We start from the raw sequence: 17,836 nt of genomic DNA, 5'->3' as shown, positions 1-17,836 counted from the left end.
CCCCAGCGTCATGTGGGCCGTGTGAGCGCCCCAGAGCGGGCTTGACCGCCTAGAACAGGGTGTCGGCTGTCCAGGTGTCCGCCGCGGCGGGCTGCGGCGCCTCGGCCGCGACGGCGGCCGCCGCCAACTCTGCGTCATGCGGCGCGAGCTCCTCCTCGTCGCGTGAGCAGGGCTCCGGGCCGTCTGGCACGTCCGCCACAGCCGCCCACGGCTCGCGCGCCACCGGGGCGGCGGGCTCGCCGGCGTGGCACAGCACCCGCCCCGCGTACCCGATGAGCGACGTGAGCTCCAGGGCGGCGAGCGCCGCCGTGACCCGGCCGTGGTCCAGGGGCAGGCGCCCGGCTCCGGGCTGCTCCCAGTCCAGGCCGAGGGGGATGTCCGTGGACATCGTCATGATCTCCACGTTCTGCCAGAACGCCTCCCGCGCTTCCGCGCTGGAGAGCTTGGCGACGACGGCCTTGCCCACCTCCGCCGCGACCCGTGCCCCGCCGTTCGTGTCGATGTCCGCGAGCGCCGCCTCGACGCTGCCGAACGCGTTGAGCAGCTTGGTGGCGGTCTTCTCGCCGATGCCGCGGACCCCGGTGAGGTTGTCGGAGGCGTCGCCGCGCAGGGCTGCGTACTGGCGGTACTGCCCGGGCTCGATGCCGATCATGGTGGTGAGGCGTTCGGGGGTGAGCACGGGGGAGGCGTCGATGCCGCCGTTGATGACGCGCAGCACGGAGGTGCTGGTGTCGATGAGGCCGAAGGAGTCGCGGTCGGAGGTGACGACGACTGTGGACCAGCCGGCGGCGCGGGCCTGTGCGGCGGCGGACGCGACGACGTCGTCGGCTTCGAGCCCGTCGGGGACGACCACGGTGATCCCGGCGTCGCGGAGCAGGTCGGCGGTCATCTGGAGCTGGTGGACGAGCTCGGGGGCCTTGGGGCCACGGGTGGCCTTGTAGTGGGGGTGGGCGGCCTTGCGCGCGCTGCTCGTGTGGTCGTCGAAGCCGACGACGAGCGCGTGGGCGCCGATGCGGTCGACGGCGCCGAGGAGTTGGGAGACGAACCCCTTGACGGCCCAGGTGGGGCGCCCGTCGCGGGTGGTGAGCTGGGTGCCGAGCAGGGCGTGGAAGGAGCGGTGGACGAGGGAGTTCCCGTCCACGGCCAGGAGCGTGGGTGTCGCGGTCATGTCTCGGCTCTGTGGGGTGTCAGTGGGTGAGGGAGAGCTTGTCGTAGACGCGGCGCAGGAACCTCGGCGCCCACCAGTTGACGTTGCCGAGGATGGTCATGGTGGCGGGCACCAGGAGCATGCGGACGATGGTGGCGTCGATGATGACGGCGACCGCGAGCGCGAAGCCGACCTCCTTGATGACCAGCAGCTTGCCGGCGACGAATCCGGCGAAGACGACCACGATGATCGCGGCGGCGGAGGTGATGATGCGGCCGGAGCGCTGCAGGCCGAGGCGCACGGCGTCGTCGTTGGACAGCCCGGAGTCGTGGAGCTCCTTAATGCGGGAGAGCAGGAAGACCTCGTAGTCCATGGCGAGCCCGAAGGCGAAGGCGACGACGAGGGCCACGACGTACGTCTCGATGCCCCCGGTGGAGGTGAAGCCGAGGATGCCCTCGAGGTGGCCGTCCTGGAAGGCCCAGACGAGGACGCCGAGGGAGGCGGCGAGGGACAGCGCGTTGGTGAGCAGCGCCTTGATGGGGATGGCCACGGAGCCGGTCATGAGGAACAGCAGCACGAGGGTCGCGAAGACGACGATGCCGATGGCCCAGGGGGCCCGGTCGGCGAGGGCGTCGATGAAGTCGATCTGCCCGGCGGCCTGCCCGGTGACCCAGGTGCGGAACGGGGGGTCGAGGTCGCGGATCTCCTGCACGACGTGCTGGGAGGTGCTGTCCCCGGCGTCGGCGGTGTCGGGGCGCACGCCGATGATGACGTAGGAGCCGATGGGGGTGGGGGTGTCGACTGAGGCGACGTCGTCGAGCTGGGTGAGCTCCTGGGCCCAGGCGGTGGCCTCGTCGAGGGACGTCTCGGCGATGACGGTGACCGCCGCGGAGGTGGCGGCGGGGTAGTCCTCGGTGAGTGTGGTGACGTACTCGCGTTGTGTGCTGCCCGTGGGCAGGAGCTGGGTGGTGGAGTTGCGGAGCTCGATGTGGGCCAGCGGGGAGGCGAGGGCGCCGAGCAGCACGACGGTGCCGAGCACGACCCACCAGGGGTGGCGCTGGACCCTGGCGGTGAGCCGGGAGAAGAACCCCTCCTCGGACTGCACGTCGGCGGTGTGGGCGAGAAGTCGGCGGATGCCGGGGATCCTGGCGAGCAGCCCGGGGCGGGCGAGGCGCCGGCCGAACAGCACGAGCAGCGCCGGCACGAGGGTCAGGGCGGTGGCGACGGCGACGAGGACGATGACGACTCCCGCGGCGCCGAAGGCGCGCAGGATGTCGGGTCGGAAGGCCAGCAGGCCGGCGATGGAGATGGCGACGGTCAGCGCGGAGAACGCGACGGTGCGCCCTGCGGTGGCCATGGTGCGGGTCAGGGCGGTGACGACGGCGCCGTCGCCGCGCCGGCGTCGGGCGCCCTCGCCGCCGTCCTCGACGAGGAGCGGGTGCAGCTCCTCACGGAACCGGGAGACGATCAGCAGCCCGTAGTCGATGCACAGGCCCAGGCCGAGCAGGGTGACCACGTTCACGACGGACGAGTCGAGGTCCATCAGGTACGAGAAGCCGAGCAGCGTGCCCAGGCCGAATGCGATGGAGGCGATCGCCCCGATCATCGGCATGGACGCGGCGAGGAACCCGCCGAAGACCAGCACCATGATGAGCAGGGCGACGGGCAGCGCGATGGCCTCGCCGGTGGCGAGGTCCTTCTCCACCTGGCTGGTGATGGCCTCGAAGATCAGGCTCGTGCCGCCGACGATGCCGGTGGCGTCCGGCGCCACGGCCTGCAGGGTCTCCGGGACGGTCTCGAGCACCTGCTCGACCTCGTCGAGCGCCGCCTCCTCGGCGTTCTCGTCGAGGCCCGGCTCGAGGCTGACGACGATGAGGAACCCTTCGCCGTCGTCGGCGACCAGGGGTGCGGCGGCGGGGTTGGCGACTCCGTCGGGCAGGGCGAAGGGGTCGATGACGGACGCGACGCCGTCGATCTCGATGAGCTCCTGGCGCACGGGGGCGAGCGCGGGGCCGATCTCGGGGTCGGTGGGGTCCACGCCGTTGACCAGCAGGTTCAGCGACGCTCCGGTGTCGGCGGCCTCGGCGAGGATGTCGGCGCCCTCGGAGCTCTCCGCTCCCGGGACGGTGGGCTCGCCGGTGCTGAGCCGGTCGAAGAGGCTCTCGCCGTGCAGGCCGAACAGGGCGAGGCCGAACCCGAGTGCGGTGACGACGGCCCACACCAGGACCGTGAGTCGTGGATGGTGGGCTACGCGGCGACCGAGACTTTCGAACACGCGGGTCAGCATCGCAGCATCGAGGCGCTGCGCGCACGTCCGGCTCCCCGTGGGCCGAAGTGTCTGTGAGGAAGTGTCGGCGGACGTGCGTAGGCTCGCGCCATGGACCTGTTCGACTCCGTCATCTCGACGGGGCAGGGGATCCCCGCACCTGGAGCCGGGTCGCCGCTCGCCGTGCGGATGCGCCCCCGCACCCTCGACGAGGTCGCCGGGCAGGATCACCTGCTGGTGCCCGGCTCGCCGCTGCGCCGTCTCGTGGAGCCCGGCGAGGGCGCCTCGCGGCGCGCGGCGCCCAGCTCGGTGGTGCTGTGGGGGCCGCCCGGCACCGGGAAGACCACCCTCGCCTACCTCATCGCGAACACCTCGGGCCGCAAGTTCGTCGAGTTGTCCGCGGTGACCGCCGGGGTCAAGGACGTGCGCGCCGTGATCGAGGGAGCACGCCGCCGCCTCGCCGCGGACGCCTCGGAGACGGTCCTGTTCATCGACGAGGTGCACCGGTTCACCAAGGCCCAGCAGGACGCCCTGCTGCCGAGCGTGGAGAACCGGTGGGTGACGCTCGTCGCGGCGACCACGGAGAACCCGAGCTTCTCGGTGAACTCCCCGCTGCTGTCCCGCTCCCTGCTGCTCACGCTGCGCCCGCTCGAGGTCGAGCATGTCCGCGACCTGGTGCGCCGCGCGGTCGCCGACGAGCGCGGGCTGGGCGGCGCCGTCGTGCTGGACGACGCCGCCGAGGAGCACCTGCTGCGCCTGGCCGGTGGCGACGCCCGCAAGGCGCTGACGATCTTGGAGGCCGCGGCGGGCGCAGCCCTGTCCCACGCCCCGGCCCCCGCGCCTGGCGACGGGCCGCCCAACGACGACGAGGACGCGCCGGCTCCTGACAACGCGGAGGCGGCCGCCCACATCGACCTCGCGACGATGGAGCGGGCCATCGACGTCGCCGCCGTCCGGTACGACCGGGACGGCGACCAGCACTACGACGTCATCAGCGCCTTCATCAAGTCGATGCGCGGCTCCGACGTCGACGCCGCGCTGCACTACCTCGCGCGGATGATCGCCGCGGGGGAGGACCCGCGGTTCATCGCCCGCCGAATCGTCATCGCCGCCGCCGAGGACGTCGGCATGGCCGACCCCAGCGCCCTGCAGACCGCCGTGGCCGCCGCCCAGGCGGTGGCGCTGATCGGGATGCCCGAGGCGAGCCTCATCCTCGCCGAGGCTGTCGTGCACCTGGCCACAGCCCCCAAGTCGAACGCCTCCTACCAGGCGATCAACGCGGCGCTGGCCGACGTGCGGGCCGGGCGCATCGGCTCGGTGCCCGAGCACCTGCGCGACGCCCACTACCCCGGCGCGGGGGCCCTGGGCCATGGACGCGGCTACGTCTACTCCCACGACGAGCCGCATGCGGTGGCCTCGCAGCAGTACCTGCCCGACGAGCTCGTCGGGACCCGGTACTACCAGCCATCCGACCGCGGGTTCGAGCGGTCCGTCACCGACCGCCTCGACCGCATCCGCGCCATCCTCGACGCGGGCACGTGACAACCGACGCGACCACGGGCGCCGCGCTGGACGTCGCGCCACAGAGCCGTGGCCGCGCCGCCGATTGGGCTCCGCGGCGCCCCACCCGGTAAGGTGGGCAGGTCGTCAGGCGCTCATGCGCCCTGCGACCACCCTGGGGCCTCAGCCGCCACCACCAGGAACCACCCCCAGCATCATTCGGGGGATCCCTGGCGTCCATGGTCGGCCCCACCCCGCGGCACAACTCCTGTGCGCGGGTGTGACGTCTACAACGACAGGAAGTACATCTGTGAGCAGTGTGACTCGCTCGCGTCGCCAGGTGCGCCTTTCCCGCGCCCTCGGCCTCGCGCTGACGCCCAAGGCCGTCAAGCACTTCGAGAAGCGTCCCTACCCCCCGGGCGAGCACGGCCGCGCCCGTCGCCGCACCGAGTCGGACTACGCCGTCCGTCTGCGCGAGAAGCAGCGTCTTCGCGCGCAGTACGCCCTGCGTGAGAAGCAGCTCGCCCGTGCGTACGAGGACGCCCGCAAGGCCCCGGGCCTGACCGGTGAGGCGCTCGTCGAGAACCTCGAGACCCGCCTGGACGCCCTCGTCCTGCGCGCCGGCTTCGCCCGCACCATCCTGCAGGCCCGCCAGACGGTCGTGCACCGCCACGTGCTCGTCGACGGCAAGATCGTGGACCGTCCCTCGTTCCGGGTGAAGCCCGGCCAGACGATCCAGATCAAGCCGAAGAGCCAGGCCACCGTGCCGTTCCAGGTCGCCGCCGCTGGCGCGCACCGCGACGTGCTGCCCACGCTCCCGGGCTACCTCGACGTCCAGCTCGAGAAGCTGAGCGCCGTCCTCGTCCGCGCCCCCAAGCGCGCCGAGATCCCCGTGACCTGCGAGGTCCAGCTCGTCGTCGAGTACTACGCCCGCTGACGCGAGCCGCTCGACACCCGCAACGCCCCGCGCGCGCCGACCTCGGCGCACGCGGGGCGTTCGGCTGTCCGGGTAGGGTTTCGCAAGGTCGGGCGCATGCCCGGCGCCGACGCGCCACCGCGCCGCAGGGCGGTGCCCCCGCGTGGGTGGCAGACGAACCGGGCCCAGGCCCAGGGAGGACAGCACATGTCGCTCGGAGACGTGGCGAGCCTGATCGCCGCCGTCGCGTTCGTGCTGCTGGTCGGCGTGCTCGCCATGCCGCTGGTCAAGCTCGGCAGGCTCTTCGACGAGACCCGGGTCTCGGTCAAGGAGCTCACCGACCACACGCTGCCCGTCATCGACGAGACCGCCGCCGCGGTGGCCTCCACCAACACGCAGATCGAACGGGTCGACACCATCACGTCCTCGGCGGCGCAGGTCTCCGAGAACGTGTCCGCGCTGACCTCCCTGTTCGCCGCGACCGTCGGCTCGCCCATGATCAAGGTCGCCGCGTTCTCCTACGGCGCCCGGCGCATGTTCGCCGGCGCGGCCGAGAACCTGCGAGGCAGGCGATGAGGCGGCTCCTGTGGGTCGCGGTCGGCGTCGGCCTCACCGTCGTGGTGATCCGCAAGGCCGGCGACCTCGCCGACCGCTACGCGCCGCCGGGCGCCCGCCAGGCCGCTGGCGCGCTCGCCCAGGCCAGCACCGTCGCCCGCGGCGCGAAGGCGGAGTTCCTCGCCGCGATGCGCGAGCGCGAGGAGCAGCTGCGCCACGACCTGGTCGGCGACGTGGACGTCGAAGCCCTGCGGGAGGAGCGCGCCAGGCATCGAGCCGCGTCGCCAGCCCCGACCCGGCGGCAGCGGGCCGCAGCCCGCGGCTGGGCCGACCAGCCCACCGAGGACCCCGAGGACGACGCGAACGTGCCCTACTCGTTCTTCTGACGAGCAGGGCGGAACACTGCGGCCGCTTCGAGCGCTGCACCACATGGAGAACGACCGTCGGCCCCACCGCCGGCCCCACACGAACACCGAGGACATCATGCGCACCGCCGAGATCCGCAAGCGTTGGCTCGACCATTTCGAGGCCCGCGGCCACACAGTCGTGCCGTCCGCCTCGCTGATCTCCCCGGATCCCTCGACGCTGTTCGTCATCGCCGGCATGGTCCCGTTCATCCCGTACATGCTCGGCGAGCAGACCGCGCCGTGGCCGCGTGCGACGAGCGTGCAGAAGTGCGTGCGGACCCTCGACATCGAAGAGGTCGGCAAGACGACGCGGCACGGCACGTTCTTCCAGATGAACGGGAACTTCTCCTTCGGGGACTACTTCAAGGAGGAGGCCATCACCTTCGCCTGGGAGCTCATCACGAACCCCCAGGACCAGGGCGGCTACGGCTTCGACCCCGAGTCGATCTGGGTCACCGTCTTCCACGACGACGACGAGGCCGCCGAGCTGTGGAGGCGGATCGCCGGCATGCCCGACGAGCGCATCCAGCGTCGCGGCATGAAGGACAACTTCTGGTCGACGGGCGCGCGTGGCCCCGCTGGCCCGTGCTCCGAGATCTACGTCGACCGCGGCCCCGCCTACGGCGCCGAGGGCGGCCCGATCGTCGACGAGGACCGGTACATCGAGATCTGGAACCTCGTGTTCATGCAGTACGAGCGCGGCGACGGGGGCGGCAAGGAGGACTTCCCGATCCTCGGCGAGCTCAAGCAGAAGAACATCGACACCGGCATGGGCCTCGAGCGGGTCGCCTACCTGCTGCAGGGCGTCGACAACATGTACGAGATCGACGAGGTCTTCCCCGTCATCCAGGCAGCGCAGGAGCTCTCCGGCCGCCGCTACGGCGCCGACCACGAGGACGACGTGCGCATGCGCGTCGTCGCCGACCACGTGCGCAGCGGGCTCATGCTCATGGGCGACGGCGTCACCCCGTCCAACGAGGGCCGCGGCTACGTGCTGCGCCGCCTGCTGCGCCGCGCGGTGCGCGCCATGCGGCTGCTGGGCGTCGACGAGCCCGCGCTGCCGTCCCTGCTCCCCGTGAGCAAGGACGCGATGAGCGCGTCCTACCCCGAGCTCGCGGAGAACTTCGACCGGATCAGCCGGATCGCCTACGCCGAGGAGGACGCGTTCCGGCGCACCCTCGTCGCCGGCACCACGATCCTCGACACCGCGGTGCAGACCGTGAAGAGCAGCGTGCCGAGCCCCGACGCGCGCCCCGTGCTGTCCGGCGCGCAGGCGTTCCAGCTGCACGACACGTACGGCTTCCCGATCGACCTGACCCTCGAGATGGCCGCCGAGCAGGGCGTCGCCGTCGACGAGACCGCGTTCCGCTCGCTCATGCAGGAGCAGCGCCAGCGCGCCCGCGCCGACGCCCTCGCCAAGCGCGCGGGCCGTGCCGACACCGCCGCCTACCAGGAGCTGCACTCCACGCTGAGCTCCGGGCAGGGCGGGCCCGTGCAGTTCCTCGGGTACACCGACTCCACGGCCCGCTCGCGTGTCGTCGGGCTGCTCGTCGACGGGGTCCCCGGCCCGGTCGCCGTCGCGCCCGCGGACGTCGAGATCGTGCTCGACCGCACCCCGTTCTACGCCGAGGCGGGCGGCCAGCTCGCCGACCACGGGACGATCACGCTCGACGGCGGCGCCCGGGTCGAGGTGGACGACGTGCAGGCGCCGGTCAAGGGCCTGTCCGTGCACCACGGCCGGCTCGTCGACGGCATCCTGACAGTCGGAGAGGCTGGGACGGCGACGATCGACCTCGACCGCCGCAAGGCGATCAGCCGCGCGCACACCGCCACGCACATGGTGCACAAGGCGATCCGCGAGGCGCTGGGCGACACCGCCACCCAGGCCGGCTCCGAGAACGCGCCCAGCCGCATCCGTTTCGACTTCCGCTCCGGCGCGGCCGTGCCCGCCGGGGTCCTGTCCGAGGTGGAGGAGCGGGTCAACACCCAGCTCGCCGAGAACCTCGAGGTCACCGACCAGGTGATGCCGATCGCCGAGGCCCGCGCGCTCGGCGCGATGGCGCTGTTCGGCGAGAAGTACGGCGACCAGGTGCGCGTGGTGTCCATCGGCGGCGACTGGTCCCGCGAGCTCTGCGCGGGAACGCACGTGCGCAGCTCCGGCCAGCTCGGCCTGGTGACGCTGCTCGGCGAGGCGTCCATCGGCTCCGGCGTGCGGCGCATCGACGCCCTCGTGGGCGCCGGCGCCTACGGTTACCAGGCCAAGGAGCACGCCCTCGTGGGCCAGCTCAGCGGCCTGCTCGGCTCGCGGCCCGACGAGCTCGGCGACCGCGTGTCCTCGCTGTTGACGCGCCTCAAGGAGTCGGAGAAGGAGCTCGCGGCACTGCGCCAGGCCCAGGTGCTCGCCGTCGCGGCCTCGCTCGTCGCCGGCGCCACGGACGTCGACGGCGTCCGGGTCGTCACCCACGACGCGGGGGAGGTCGGCTCCGCCGACGACCTGCGCACCCTCGTGCTGGACGTCCGCTCCCGGCTGGGCGACTCCACGCCCACCGTCGTGGCCGTCGGCGGCGTCAACAAGGACCGCCCGGCCGTCGTCATCGCCACCAACGCCCCAGCCCGTGAGCGCGGCATCCGCGCGGGCGCGCTCGTCAAGAGCGCCACCAGCGTGCTCGGCGGCGGGGGCGGCGGCAAGGACGACCTCGCGCAGGGCGGTGGATCCGACGCGGCCCGGCTGCCCGAGGCGCTGGACGCGGTCCGCTCCGGGGCGCGTGCGGCCGGCTGACGTGAGCGAGGACCTCGTCGTCCGGGGCACGCGCCTGGCGGTCGACGTCGGCAGCGTGCGCGTCGGCGTGGCCGTCAGCGACCCGGACGGGCTGATCGCGACACCCGTCGAGACACTCGCGCGCGACACTCGCCGCCCGGCGCCCGGGGCCCTGCCCACGGACCTCGCGCGCCTGGTCGACGAGGTGGGGGAGCGCAACGCCGCTGTCGTGTATGTCGGGCTCCCGCGACACCTGTCGGGGGACGAAGGCTCCGCATCGGCTGCCGCACGCGCGTACGCTGTCATGTTGGCGCAGGCGATCGCACCCGTTCCGGTGCGGCTCGTCGATGAGCGGATGAGCACGGTGTCCGCCCATCAGGCGCTGCGAGCGGCTGGCAGGTCGACTCGCCACCACCGGCAGGTCGTCGACCAGGCGGCCGCTGTGGTGATCTTGCAGACCGCGCTCGACGCGGAACGCGCCACGGGCCGACGGCCCGGCGAACGGGTGGTCGCCCCGGACGCAGGCGCCTCCGACGGGCGCGAGGGGGGCTGCGGGGACGAGCAGGACCAGCAAGCAGAGAGTCTGCCTGCGCGGCGCCACGCCGACGACGGACCGGAGGGTCGACCCAGTGAGTGACCTCTTCCTCGGGACGGTTTCCCAGCACGAAGCCGGGCAGCCCACCCCGACGCGCAGGAGCCGTTCACGGCAGGACGGCAAGGCGCGCCGCAACCGGCAGCGCCGCAACCGCCGCCGTCGCTCGATCCTCGTGCTGATCATGGCCATCGGCCTGGTCGGTGGCGCCGGCTACGTCGTGACCAGCATCTTCAGCGACTTCTTCGGCGGCTTGTTCGGCGGCTCCTCCGAGAACGCCGAGGTCTCCGACTACGAGGGCCCAGGCCAGGGCGAGGCCACCGTGACCGTGGCCAGCGGCGACACGGGCGGCGCCATCGGCGAGAAGCTCGTGGAGGCCGGTGTGGTGGCCACCACGTCCGCGTTCACCAAGGCGTATGCGGCCAACCCCCTCGCCACCCAGATCCAGCCCGGCGCGTACAAGCTGCGCCTGCAGATGCGCGCCTCCGACGCCGTGGACGCCCTGCTGGACTCCGCGAACCGGGTCTCGCTCAAGGTCACCGTCACCGAGGGCCTGTCAGCCACGCAGATCTACGAGAAGATCGCCAGCATCACCACCATCCCCGTCGCCGACCTGCAGGCCGCCGCGGCCGACCCCGGCGCCATCGGCCTGCCCGCCGAGGCGAACGGCCAGATCGAGGGGTGGCTCTTCCCGGCGACCTACAACGTCGATCCGGGCGCCACGGCGGTGTCCATGCTGAGCGCGATGGTGAGCAAGACCGTCGAGGTGCTCAACGCCAACGGCATCCCGCAGGACCAGTGGGAGACCGTGCTCATCAAGGCGTCGCTCGTGGAGCGCGAGGGCAAGTCCTACGAGGACCGCACCAAGATCGCCCAGGCGATCGAGAACCGGCTGGGCCGCGGCATGCGCCTGGAGATCGACGCCGTTCTCGCCTACGGCCTCGGGAAGTCCGGCACGGCGCTGTCGAACGCCGACAAGGAGATCGACACCCCGTTCAACTCGTACCGGAACATCGGGCTGCCGCCCTGGCCGATCGCGTCGCCTGGCGAGGAGTCGATCCAGGCGGTGCTCAACCCCACCGCCGGGCCGTGGATCTTCTGGGTCACCGTCAACCTGGAGACAGGTGAGACGAAGTTCGCCGAGACCTTCGACGAGCACAAGGTGCACGTCGCGGAGTTGCGGAAGTGGGAGGCCGAGAACTCCAAGTGACGGCCACACCCTCCGCACCGCCGTCGGCGCGCCGAGCCGCCGTGCTCGGGCACCCGATCACGCACTCCCTGTCACCCGTGCTGCACCGCGCCGCCTACGCGGCGCTCGGCCTCGCTGAGTGGCGGTACGACGCGGCGGACGTCACCGAGGAGCAGCTCGCCGGCTTCCTGGCCGGGCTCGGCCCCGAGTGGGCCGGGCTGTCGTTGACGATGCCGCTCAAGCAGACGGTGCTGCCGCTGCTCGACCACGTCGAGCCGCTCGCCGAGGTGGTCGGCGCCGTCAACACCGTGCTCGTGCAGGCCAGCGGGGGCGGGCGGCCGATCCTCACCGGCGCGAACACCGACGTGCACGGCCTGGTCGCGGCGTTGCAGGAGGGACTCGGCGCCGCCGCGCCAGGCGCGTCCCGCACCGCCGCCGTGCTCGGCGCCGGCGCCACAGCCGCCTCGACGTTGGCCGCGCTGGCCCAACTCGGCTGCACCACGCCCGTGGTCTACGTGCGCTCGCTCGCGCGCATCGGCCCGCTGATGCGCTCAGCCCATCGCATGGGCGTCGAGCCGAGGTACGCGCTGCTCGCCACCGCGCCAGCCGAGGTGCCGGCGGCAGACCTCGTCGTCTCCACACTGCCGCCGCGCGCCGCGGACGGCCTCGCCGCCGAGATCGCCGCCTCGGGCGCCGACCCGCACGGCGTGCTGCTCGACGTGGCCTACGACCCGCGGCCCACCGCCCTGTCGGTCGCCTGGGCCGCCCAGCGGGGAACCGTCGTGCCGGGGGAGCGGATGCTGCTGCACCAGGCGGGGGAGCAGGTCCGCCTCATGACCGGCCACCCGGCGCCCCTGGCCGAGATGGACGCCGCCCTCAACTCCGCACTCGTCTGAGAGATCACCCCACCGGCGCTCACGCCACAGGGCTGGCCTGCCGATCTACTCCACGGGCATCTGCGCGAACCCGGCGCGGACCCGGACGAGAGGACGATCGGTGAAGCAACTCGGGGAGATCTTGCTGGACGAGGGCCTGGTCACCGAGGCCCAGCTCATCGCTGCGCTCGATGAGCAGAACAGCCGCGGCCAGTCGATGGGGCGCACCCTCGTCGAGATCGGCGTCTTGACCGAAGGCCAGCTCGTCTCGGCGCTCGCCCGGCAGGTCGGGATGGACTTCATCGACCTCGACGAGTACCCCGTGGACCGTGTGGCGCTCGCCCTCGTGCCTGCGAGCCTCTGCCGGCGGTACACAGTGCTGCCGGTGCGGCTCGACAACGGCACCCTCATCCTCGCCACCGCCGACCCCGGCAACGTGGTGGCCGTCGACGACGTGCGCACCGTCTCCGGGATGCAGGTCCGGCCTGTGGTCGCGACCTACGACAACCTCGTCCGCGCCATCGACAGGTTCTGCCGCGCCGACGGCGAGATGGAAGACCTGTCGTCCGCCTTCGAAGAGGAGTCGCGGCAGTCCGCAGCCGAGGCCGACCTGTCCAGGATCGGCGACTCGGTCGACGACGACGCGCCCATCGTGCGCTACGTCAACCTGCTCGTCACGCAGGCCATCACCGACCGCGCCTCCGACATCCACATCGAGCCCACCGAGCACGACCTGCGCGTGCGGTACCGCATCGACGGCGTGCTCCACGAGATGCAGCGCTCGCCCAAGCAGATCCAGGGCGGGGTGATCAGCCGCGTCAAGATCCTCTCTGACATCGACATCGCCGAACGGCGCAAGCCCCAAGACGGGCGCATGTCCGTCACCCACAACGGGCGCAAGATCGACCTGCGCGTGGCGACACTGCCCACCGTGTGGGGCGAGAAGATCGTCATGCGCATCCTCGACAACTCCACCGCGAGCCTCGACCTGCGCGACTTGTCCTTCCTCGACGAGAACTACGCCACCTACCACGAGGCGTTCACCAAGCCCTACGGGATGATCCTCGTCACCGGCCCCACCGGATCCGGGAAGTCCACGACCCTCTACGCGACGCTCAACGCGGTGTCCAAGCCCGAGATCAACGTCATCACCGTCGAGGACCCCGTCGAGTACCGGCTCGCCGGGATCAACCAGGTGCAGGTCAACCCCAAGGCCGGGCTCACGTTCGCTGGGGCCCTGCGCTCGATCCTGCGCTCCGACCCCGACGTGGTGCTGCTCGGCGAGATCCGCGACCACGAGACCGCGCAGATCGCCATCGAGGCCGCCCTCACCGGGCACCTCGTGCTCTCCACGCTGCACACCAACGACGCGCCGTCCGCCGTCACCCGGCTCGTCGAGATGGGCATCGAGCCGTTCCTCGTCGGCTCCGCGCTCGACGCCGTCGTCGCCCAACGGCTCGCCCGCAAGCTCTGCGACAAGTGCAAGGAGCCGTACCTGCCCACCGAGGTGGAGATGGTCAGCGCGCGGTTCCCGTGGCTGCCGGGGGAGCAGATCCCTGAGCTCTACCGGCCTGTGGGGTGCGTGACCTGCTCCAAGACCGGCTACCGGGGACGCATTGCGCTCCACGAGGTCATGCGGGTCACCGAGGAGATCGAGCGCCTTGCCGTGGCGCACGCGTCCGCAGCCGAGATCGGCGCGACGGCCCGCAGCCAGGGCATGCTCCAGCTTCGCGACGACGGATGGCAGAAGGTCGTGCTGGGGCAGACCTCGATCGAGGAGATCTTGCGCGTCGTCGCGTGAGCGTCCGGTTTGTCTCTCAAGCGCGTGCGCCGCGCAGCCGATGACTCAGCAGAGCGTCACGTCAGTCGCCGTCAGGTGCGTCCGGCACCCGGTGCGCCAGTCGTGCCCAGATGTGGAGGCCTCCCGTGAGTGACCCGTACCAGAGCCCGGCGGCGCGCCCGTCGCATCAGCAGCAGCCGCCGCCGTACTCGCCCCCGTACTCGCCCCCGGGCGCGCCTCCGGTCGGGTTGCCGCAGTACGTCCCCCAGCCGGCTTACGGCGCCCCTGCGCCACTGGCCGCGCCCGCGCCCACCGCGCCCGCGGCGCCCCCGGCGCCCGCACAACCCGCCACACGGGTCGCACCCGCGCGGGTCGGGATGTCCCAAGGGCCCACCGCGGACGACCTGTCGCTCGACGCCGTGCTGATCGAGATGATCGCGCAGAACGCCTCGGACCTGCACCTGACCACCGGCGCGCCGCCGATGGTCCGCATGTCGGGGTCGTTGCGCCCGCTGGGCGGGTTCCCCACGCTGAGCGGAGAGTCGCTGCAGCGCACGATCTACTCGATCTTGACCCAGAAGCAGCGGGAGAAGTTCGAGGCAGACCTCGAGCTGGACTTCGCGTACGCGGTGCGGGGGCACGCGCGGTTCCGCGTCAACCTCTACCAGCAGCGCGACTCGGTCGGGGCGGCGTTCCGTGTCATCCCGTATGAGATCAAGCCGCTCGAGGATCTGGGCGTCCCGCCGATCGTCGGCAACTTCGCGAACCTGCCCCGCGGCCTGGTGCTCGTCACAGGCCCGACGGGCTCGGGCAAGTCGACGACGCTCGCCTCCATCGTCGACCTCGCGAACCGGACGCGCGAGGACCACATCATGACGGTGGAGGACCCGATCGAGTTCCTCCACCGGCACAAGAAGTCGTTGATCAACCAGCGCGAGGTCGGCACGGACACCCACTCGTTCGCGAACGCGCTCAAGCACGTGCTGCGGCAGGACCCGGACATCATCCTCGTCGGCGAGATGCGGGACTTGGAGACCATCTCGGTGGCGCTCACCGCAGCCGAGACCGGCCACTTGGTCTTCGCCACGCTGCACACGCAGGACGCGGCGCAGACGATCGACCGCGTGATCGACGTCTTCCCTTCACATCAGCAGGCGCAGGTGCGCACCCAGCTCGCCGGCGCGATCCAGGGCGTGGTCAGCCAGACGCTGTGCAAGCGCGCGGACGGGCCAGGGCGCGTGGTGGCCACCGAGGTGATGGTCGCGACGCCCGCGATCCGGAACCTGATCCGGGAGGGCAAGACGCACCAGATCTACTCCGCGATGCAGGCCGGCGCGCAGCAGGGCATGCACACGATGGACCAGCAGTTGGCCGAGCTGGTCAAGGCCGGGCGCATCACGCACGAGACCGGCATCGAGAAGTGCCACCACATCGAGGACTTCAACCGCCTCACGGGCCGGCTGGGCGGCGGGCAGGGCAGGGCCGCGATGGGCGGCCCGAACTACGGCATGCAGGGGATCTGATGGCTGCGACGAAGACCTTCGAGTACGCGGTCCGCGACCGGTCCGGCAAGCTCGTCAAGGGGCGCATCGAGGCGCCCAACCAGGCGGCGGTGGCCAACCGGCTCCGCGGCCTCGGCTTGGCGACGGTGTCGATCACCGAGGTGCAGACGACGGGGCTCAAGCAGGAGATCTCGATCGGCTCGTTCGGCAAGACGAAGGTCAAGCTCAAGGACCTGGCCATCATGTCCCGGCAGATGGCGACGATGACCTCTGCCGGCTTGTCGTTGCTGCGGACGCTGGCAATCCTGGCGGACCAGACCGAGAACCCGGCGCTGGCGAAGACGCTCGCCCAGGTGCGCAACGAGGTCGAGACGGGCCGGTCGTTGTCGAGCGGCCTCGCCCGGCACCCGGATGTCTTCCCGCCGCTGATGGTCAACATGATCCGGGCGGGGGAGACCGGCGGGTTCCTCGAGAAGTCGTTGTTGTCGGTGGCCGACAACTACGAGGCCGAGGTCAAGCTGCGGGCGAAGATCAAATCGGCGATGACGTACCCCGTCATGGTGCTGTGCATGGCGATCGTCGCCGTGGTCGCCATGCTGCTGTTCATCGTGCCGGTGTTCGACGAGATGTTCGCGGGGCTCGGCGGAACGCTGCCGCTGCCCACGCTGATGCTGGTCTACATGGCCGACATCATGAAGTGGCTGGCGCCGGTGCTGGTGGTCGCCGCCATCGCGTTCGCCGCGTGGTGGGGAAAGCACAAGAACGACGAGGGAATCCGTTCCCGAATGGACCCCCTCAAGCTCAAGGCGCCGATCTTCGGGCCATTGTTCCAGAAGGTCGCCATTGCACGTTTCGCCCGAAACTTCGGAACGATGCTCGGCGCTGGCGTTCCCATTCTCCAGGCGCTCGACATCGTGGGCGGGACGAGTGGCAACTGGGTCGTCGAGCAGGCCGTGAAGTCTGTCCAGGAATCCGTCCGGACCGGGAACTCCCTGTCCGGGCCGCTTGGCGAGCACCCGGTGTTCCCCCCGATGGTGGTGCAGATGCTCGCCGTGGGCGAGGACGCCGGCTCGATGGAGACCATGCTCGAGAAGGTGTCGGAGTTCTACGACCAGGAGGTCGAGGCCACCACCGAGCAGCTGACCTCGCTCATCGAGCCGCTCATGATCGCGTTTATCGGCGTCATCATCGGCGGCATGATCATCGCCCTCTATCTGCCGATCTTCAACGTCTTCGACCTGATTGAGTAGACAATTCGGACGCCCTTGTTCGGCCGATGGAGTGAAACTAGGAAATCAGCGGCGAACGCGCTCAAGTCCCCGCGAGACGCCTCCGATGAACATCGTGCAGGACCTGATCCGGGCTCGCCCGGTCTGAAGAAGAGAATCCACGACCCTCCACTCGAACGGGAGCATCACCATGATGGCTCGTCTGCAGAAGTCCATCCAGGAGAAGGACAACGACAAGGGCTTCACCCTTGTCGAGCTTCTCGTGGTCATCATCATCATCGGCATCCTCTCCGCGATCGCGGTGCCGGTGTACCTCAACCAGCAGGCCAAGGCCAAGGACTCCGCCGCGAAGGCTGACCTGGGCAACCTGAAGGTCGCCGTGGCGAGCTACCTGGTCGACAACCCGGACGCGACGTCGATCGCTCTTGCTGACCTCGACTGGAAGAAGACCGAGGGCGTGAAGAACGTCACCGACCCCATCACGATCACTGGCGGCGCGTTCACGATCTCGGCGACGTCCGCGGCGGACAACACCTTTGTCACTGACGAGACAGGTGGCATCACGAAGGCCGGCGAGGACGCCGGCGAGTGATCTTGGCATCACCCCGAGGGCCTCAGGCCCTCTGACGGTGCTGGGGTGTCGCGCACAGGCGCGGCACCCCAGCAGCACGTCCCATCTCCCCACCGCGAAGGAGCACCGTGCACCCGAAGCCGGAGAACCGCGACGACGCCGGGATCGGCCTGGTCGAGATCGTCGTGTCGATGCTTCTGTTCGCGCTCCTCATGGCCACCGCGGCTCCGCTCTTCGTCGGCTCGGTGCGGTCCTCCGCCCGTTCGGCGCAGGTCGCGAGCGCGAGCCAGATCGCGAGCCAGCAGGTCGAGCGCGCACGCTCGGCGGCCACGTCGTGCGCCGCCTACACGGCTTTCCTCACGGTGGCCCCGGCCCCGCTCCCTGACTCGCGGGGCATTGTCTTCACCATCGACCAGACACCCTCGACGTCGGTGACGTGTCCTCCCGCCGGCGGGGGCCTCGTGGACTTCGACGTCACGGTGACCGCGGAGATCCCGGGCCGGCCGGTGTCCTCACACCTGAGCACTGCCATCTGGGTGGCGAGCTGAC

15 protein-coding genes are annotated in these 17,836 nt (G+C 71.1%); 13 read left to right on the top strand and 2 right to left on the bottom strand.

Annotated features, from left to right (window positions below):
* Window positions 1-49: 49 nt before the first annotated feature.
* Both QUV83_RS04035 and QUV83_RS04030 read right to left on the bottom strand, forming a co-directional pair.
* Window positions 50-1,168 (bottom strand): 5'-3' exonuclease, encoded by a 1,119-nt coding sequence (locus QUV83_RS04035; RefSeq protein ID WP_289562894.1) that lies wholly within the window; start codon window positions 1,166-1,168, stop codon window positions 50-52.
* Between the two features lie 19 nt (window positions 1,169-1,187).
* A complete protein-coding gene (locus QUV83_RS04030; protein ID WP_289562893.1) occupies window positions 1,188-3,434 on the bottom strand; it encodes an MMPL family transporter in 2,247 nt (748 codons plus the stop codon).
* 90 nt (window positions 3,435-3,524) lie between these two features.
* On the opposite strand from QUV83_RS04030, the gene QUV83_RS04025 reads away from it, so the two are divergent.
* From QUV83_RS04025 to QUV83_RS03965, 13 genes are all read left to right on the top strand, one after another.
* On the top strand, window positions 3,525-4,955 hold the full coding sequence (locus tag QUV83_RS04025) for a replication-associated recombination protein A (protein WP_289562892.1): 1,431 nt from the start codon (window positions 3,525-3,527) through the stop codon (window positions 4,953-4,955).
* Window positions 4,956-5,223: 268 nt separating this feature from the next.
* The gene (gene rpsD, locus QUV83_RS04020) at window positions 5,224-5,850 is read left to right on the top strand and encodes a 30S ribosomal protein S4 (protein WP_289562891.1); all 627 of its coding nucleotides are present in this window, start codon (window positions 5,224-5,226) and stop codon (window positions 5,848-5,850) included.
* A gap of 186 nt (window positions 5,851-6,036) precedes the next feature.
* Complete coding sequence (locus QUV83_RS04015; protein ID WP_289562890.1) at window positions 6,037-6,405, top strand: DUF948 domain-containing protein; 369 nt, start codon at window positions 6,037-6,039, stop codon at window positions 6,403-6,405.
* Window positions 6,402-6,770 (top strand): hypothetical protein, encoded by a 369-nt coding sequence (locus tag QUV83_RS04010; protein WP_289562889.1) that lies wholly within the window; start codon window positions 6,402-6,404, stop codon window positions 6,768-6,770. The genes QUV83_RS04015 and QUV83_RS04010 overlap by 4 nt, the downstream gene beginning before the upstream one ends.
* Before the next feature lie 97 nt (window positions 6,771-6,867).
* On the top strand, window positions 6,868-9,570 hold the full coding sequence (gene alaS, locus QUV83_RS04005) for an alanine--tRNA ligase (protein ID WP_289563065.1): 2,703 nt from the start codon (window positions 6,868-6,870) through the stop codon (window positions 9,568-9,570).
* Window positions 9,557-10,186 carry a Holliday junction resolvase RuvX gene (gene ruvX, locus QUV83_RS04000; RefSeq protein ID WP_436231880.1) on the top strand — a complete coding sequence of 210 codons (630 nt, stop codon included), beginning with the start codon at window positions 9,557-9,559 and terminating at the stop codon, window positions 10,184-10,186. The genes alaS and ruvX overlap by 14 nt, the downstream gene beginning before the upstream one ends.
* Complete coding sequence (mltG, locus tag QUV83_RS03995; protein WP_289562887.1) at window positions 10,179-11,351, top strand: endolytic transglycosylase MltG; 1,173 nt, start codon at window positions 10,179-10,181, stop codon at window positions 11,349-11,351. Before ruvX ends, mltG begins: the two co-directional genes overlap by 8 nt.
* Window positions 11,348-12,226, top strand: a complete 879-nt coding sequence (locus tag QUV83_RS03990) for a shikimate dehydrogenase (RefSeq protein WP_289562886.1) — start codon at window positions 11,348-11,350, stop codon at window positions 12,224-12,226. Before mltG ends, QUV83_RS03990 begins: the two co-directional genes overlap by 4 nt.
* 100 nt (window positions 12,227-12,326) lie before the next feature.
* Window positions 12,327-14,006, top strand: coding sequence for a GspE/PulE family protein (locus tag QUV83_RS03985; RefSeq protein ID WP_289562885.1), 1,680 nt, complete (start codon window positions 12,327-12,329; stop codon window positions 14,004-14,006).
* Window positions 14,007-14,131: 125 nt separating this feature from the next.
* Window positions 14,132-15,508, top strand: coding sequence for a type IV pilus twitching motility protein PilT (locus QUV83_RS03980; RefSeq protein WP_289562884.1), 1,377 nt, complete (start codon window positions 14,132-14,134; stop codon window positions 15,506-15,508).
* Window positions 15,508-16,737, top strand: a complete 1,230-nt coding sequence (locus QUV83_RS03975) for a type II secretion system F family protein (protein ID WP_289562883.1) — start codon at window positions 15,508-15,510, stop codon at window positions 16,735-16,737. The genes QUV83_RS03980 and QUV83_RS03975 overlap by 1 nt, the downstream gene beginning before the upstream one ends.
* Window positions 16,738-16,909: 172 nt before the next feature.
* On the top strand, window positions 16,910-17,308 hold the full coding sequence (locus tag QUV83_RS03970; protein WP_289562882.1) for a type IV pilin protein: 399 nt from the start codon (window positions 16,910-16,912) through the stop codon (window positions 17,306-17,308).
* Between the two features lie 107 nt (window positions 17,309-17,415).
* Window positions 17,416-17,835 (top strand): hypothetical protein, encoded by a 420-nt coding sequence (locus tag QUV83_RS03965; protein WP_289562881.1) that lies wholly within the window; start codon window positions 17,416-17,418, stop codon window positions 17,833-17,835.
* Window position 17,836 lies beyond the last annotated feature (1 nt).

This window comes from Cellulomonas cellasea (assembly GCF_030372105.1).
In the GTDB taxonomy this organism is placed as follows: domain Bacteria; phylum Actinomycetota; class Actinomycetes; order Actinomycetales; family Cellulomonadaceae; genus Cellulomonas_A; species Cellulomonas_A cellasea_A.
Note: the sequence above shows the minus strand (reverse complement) of the source record. Positions and strands in the feature narration are given on the sequence as shown.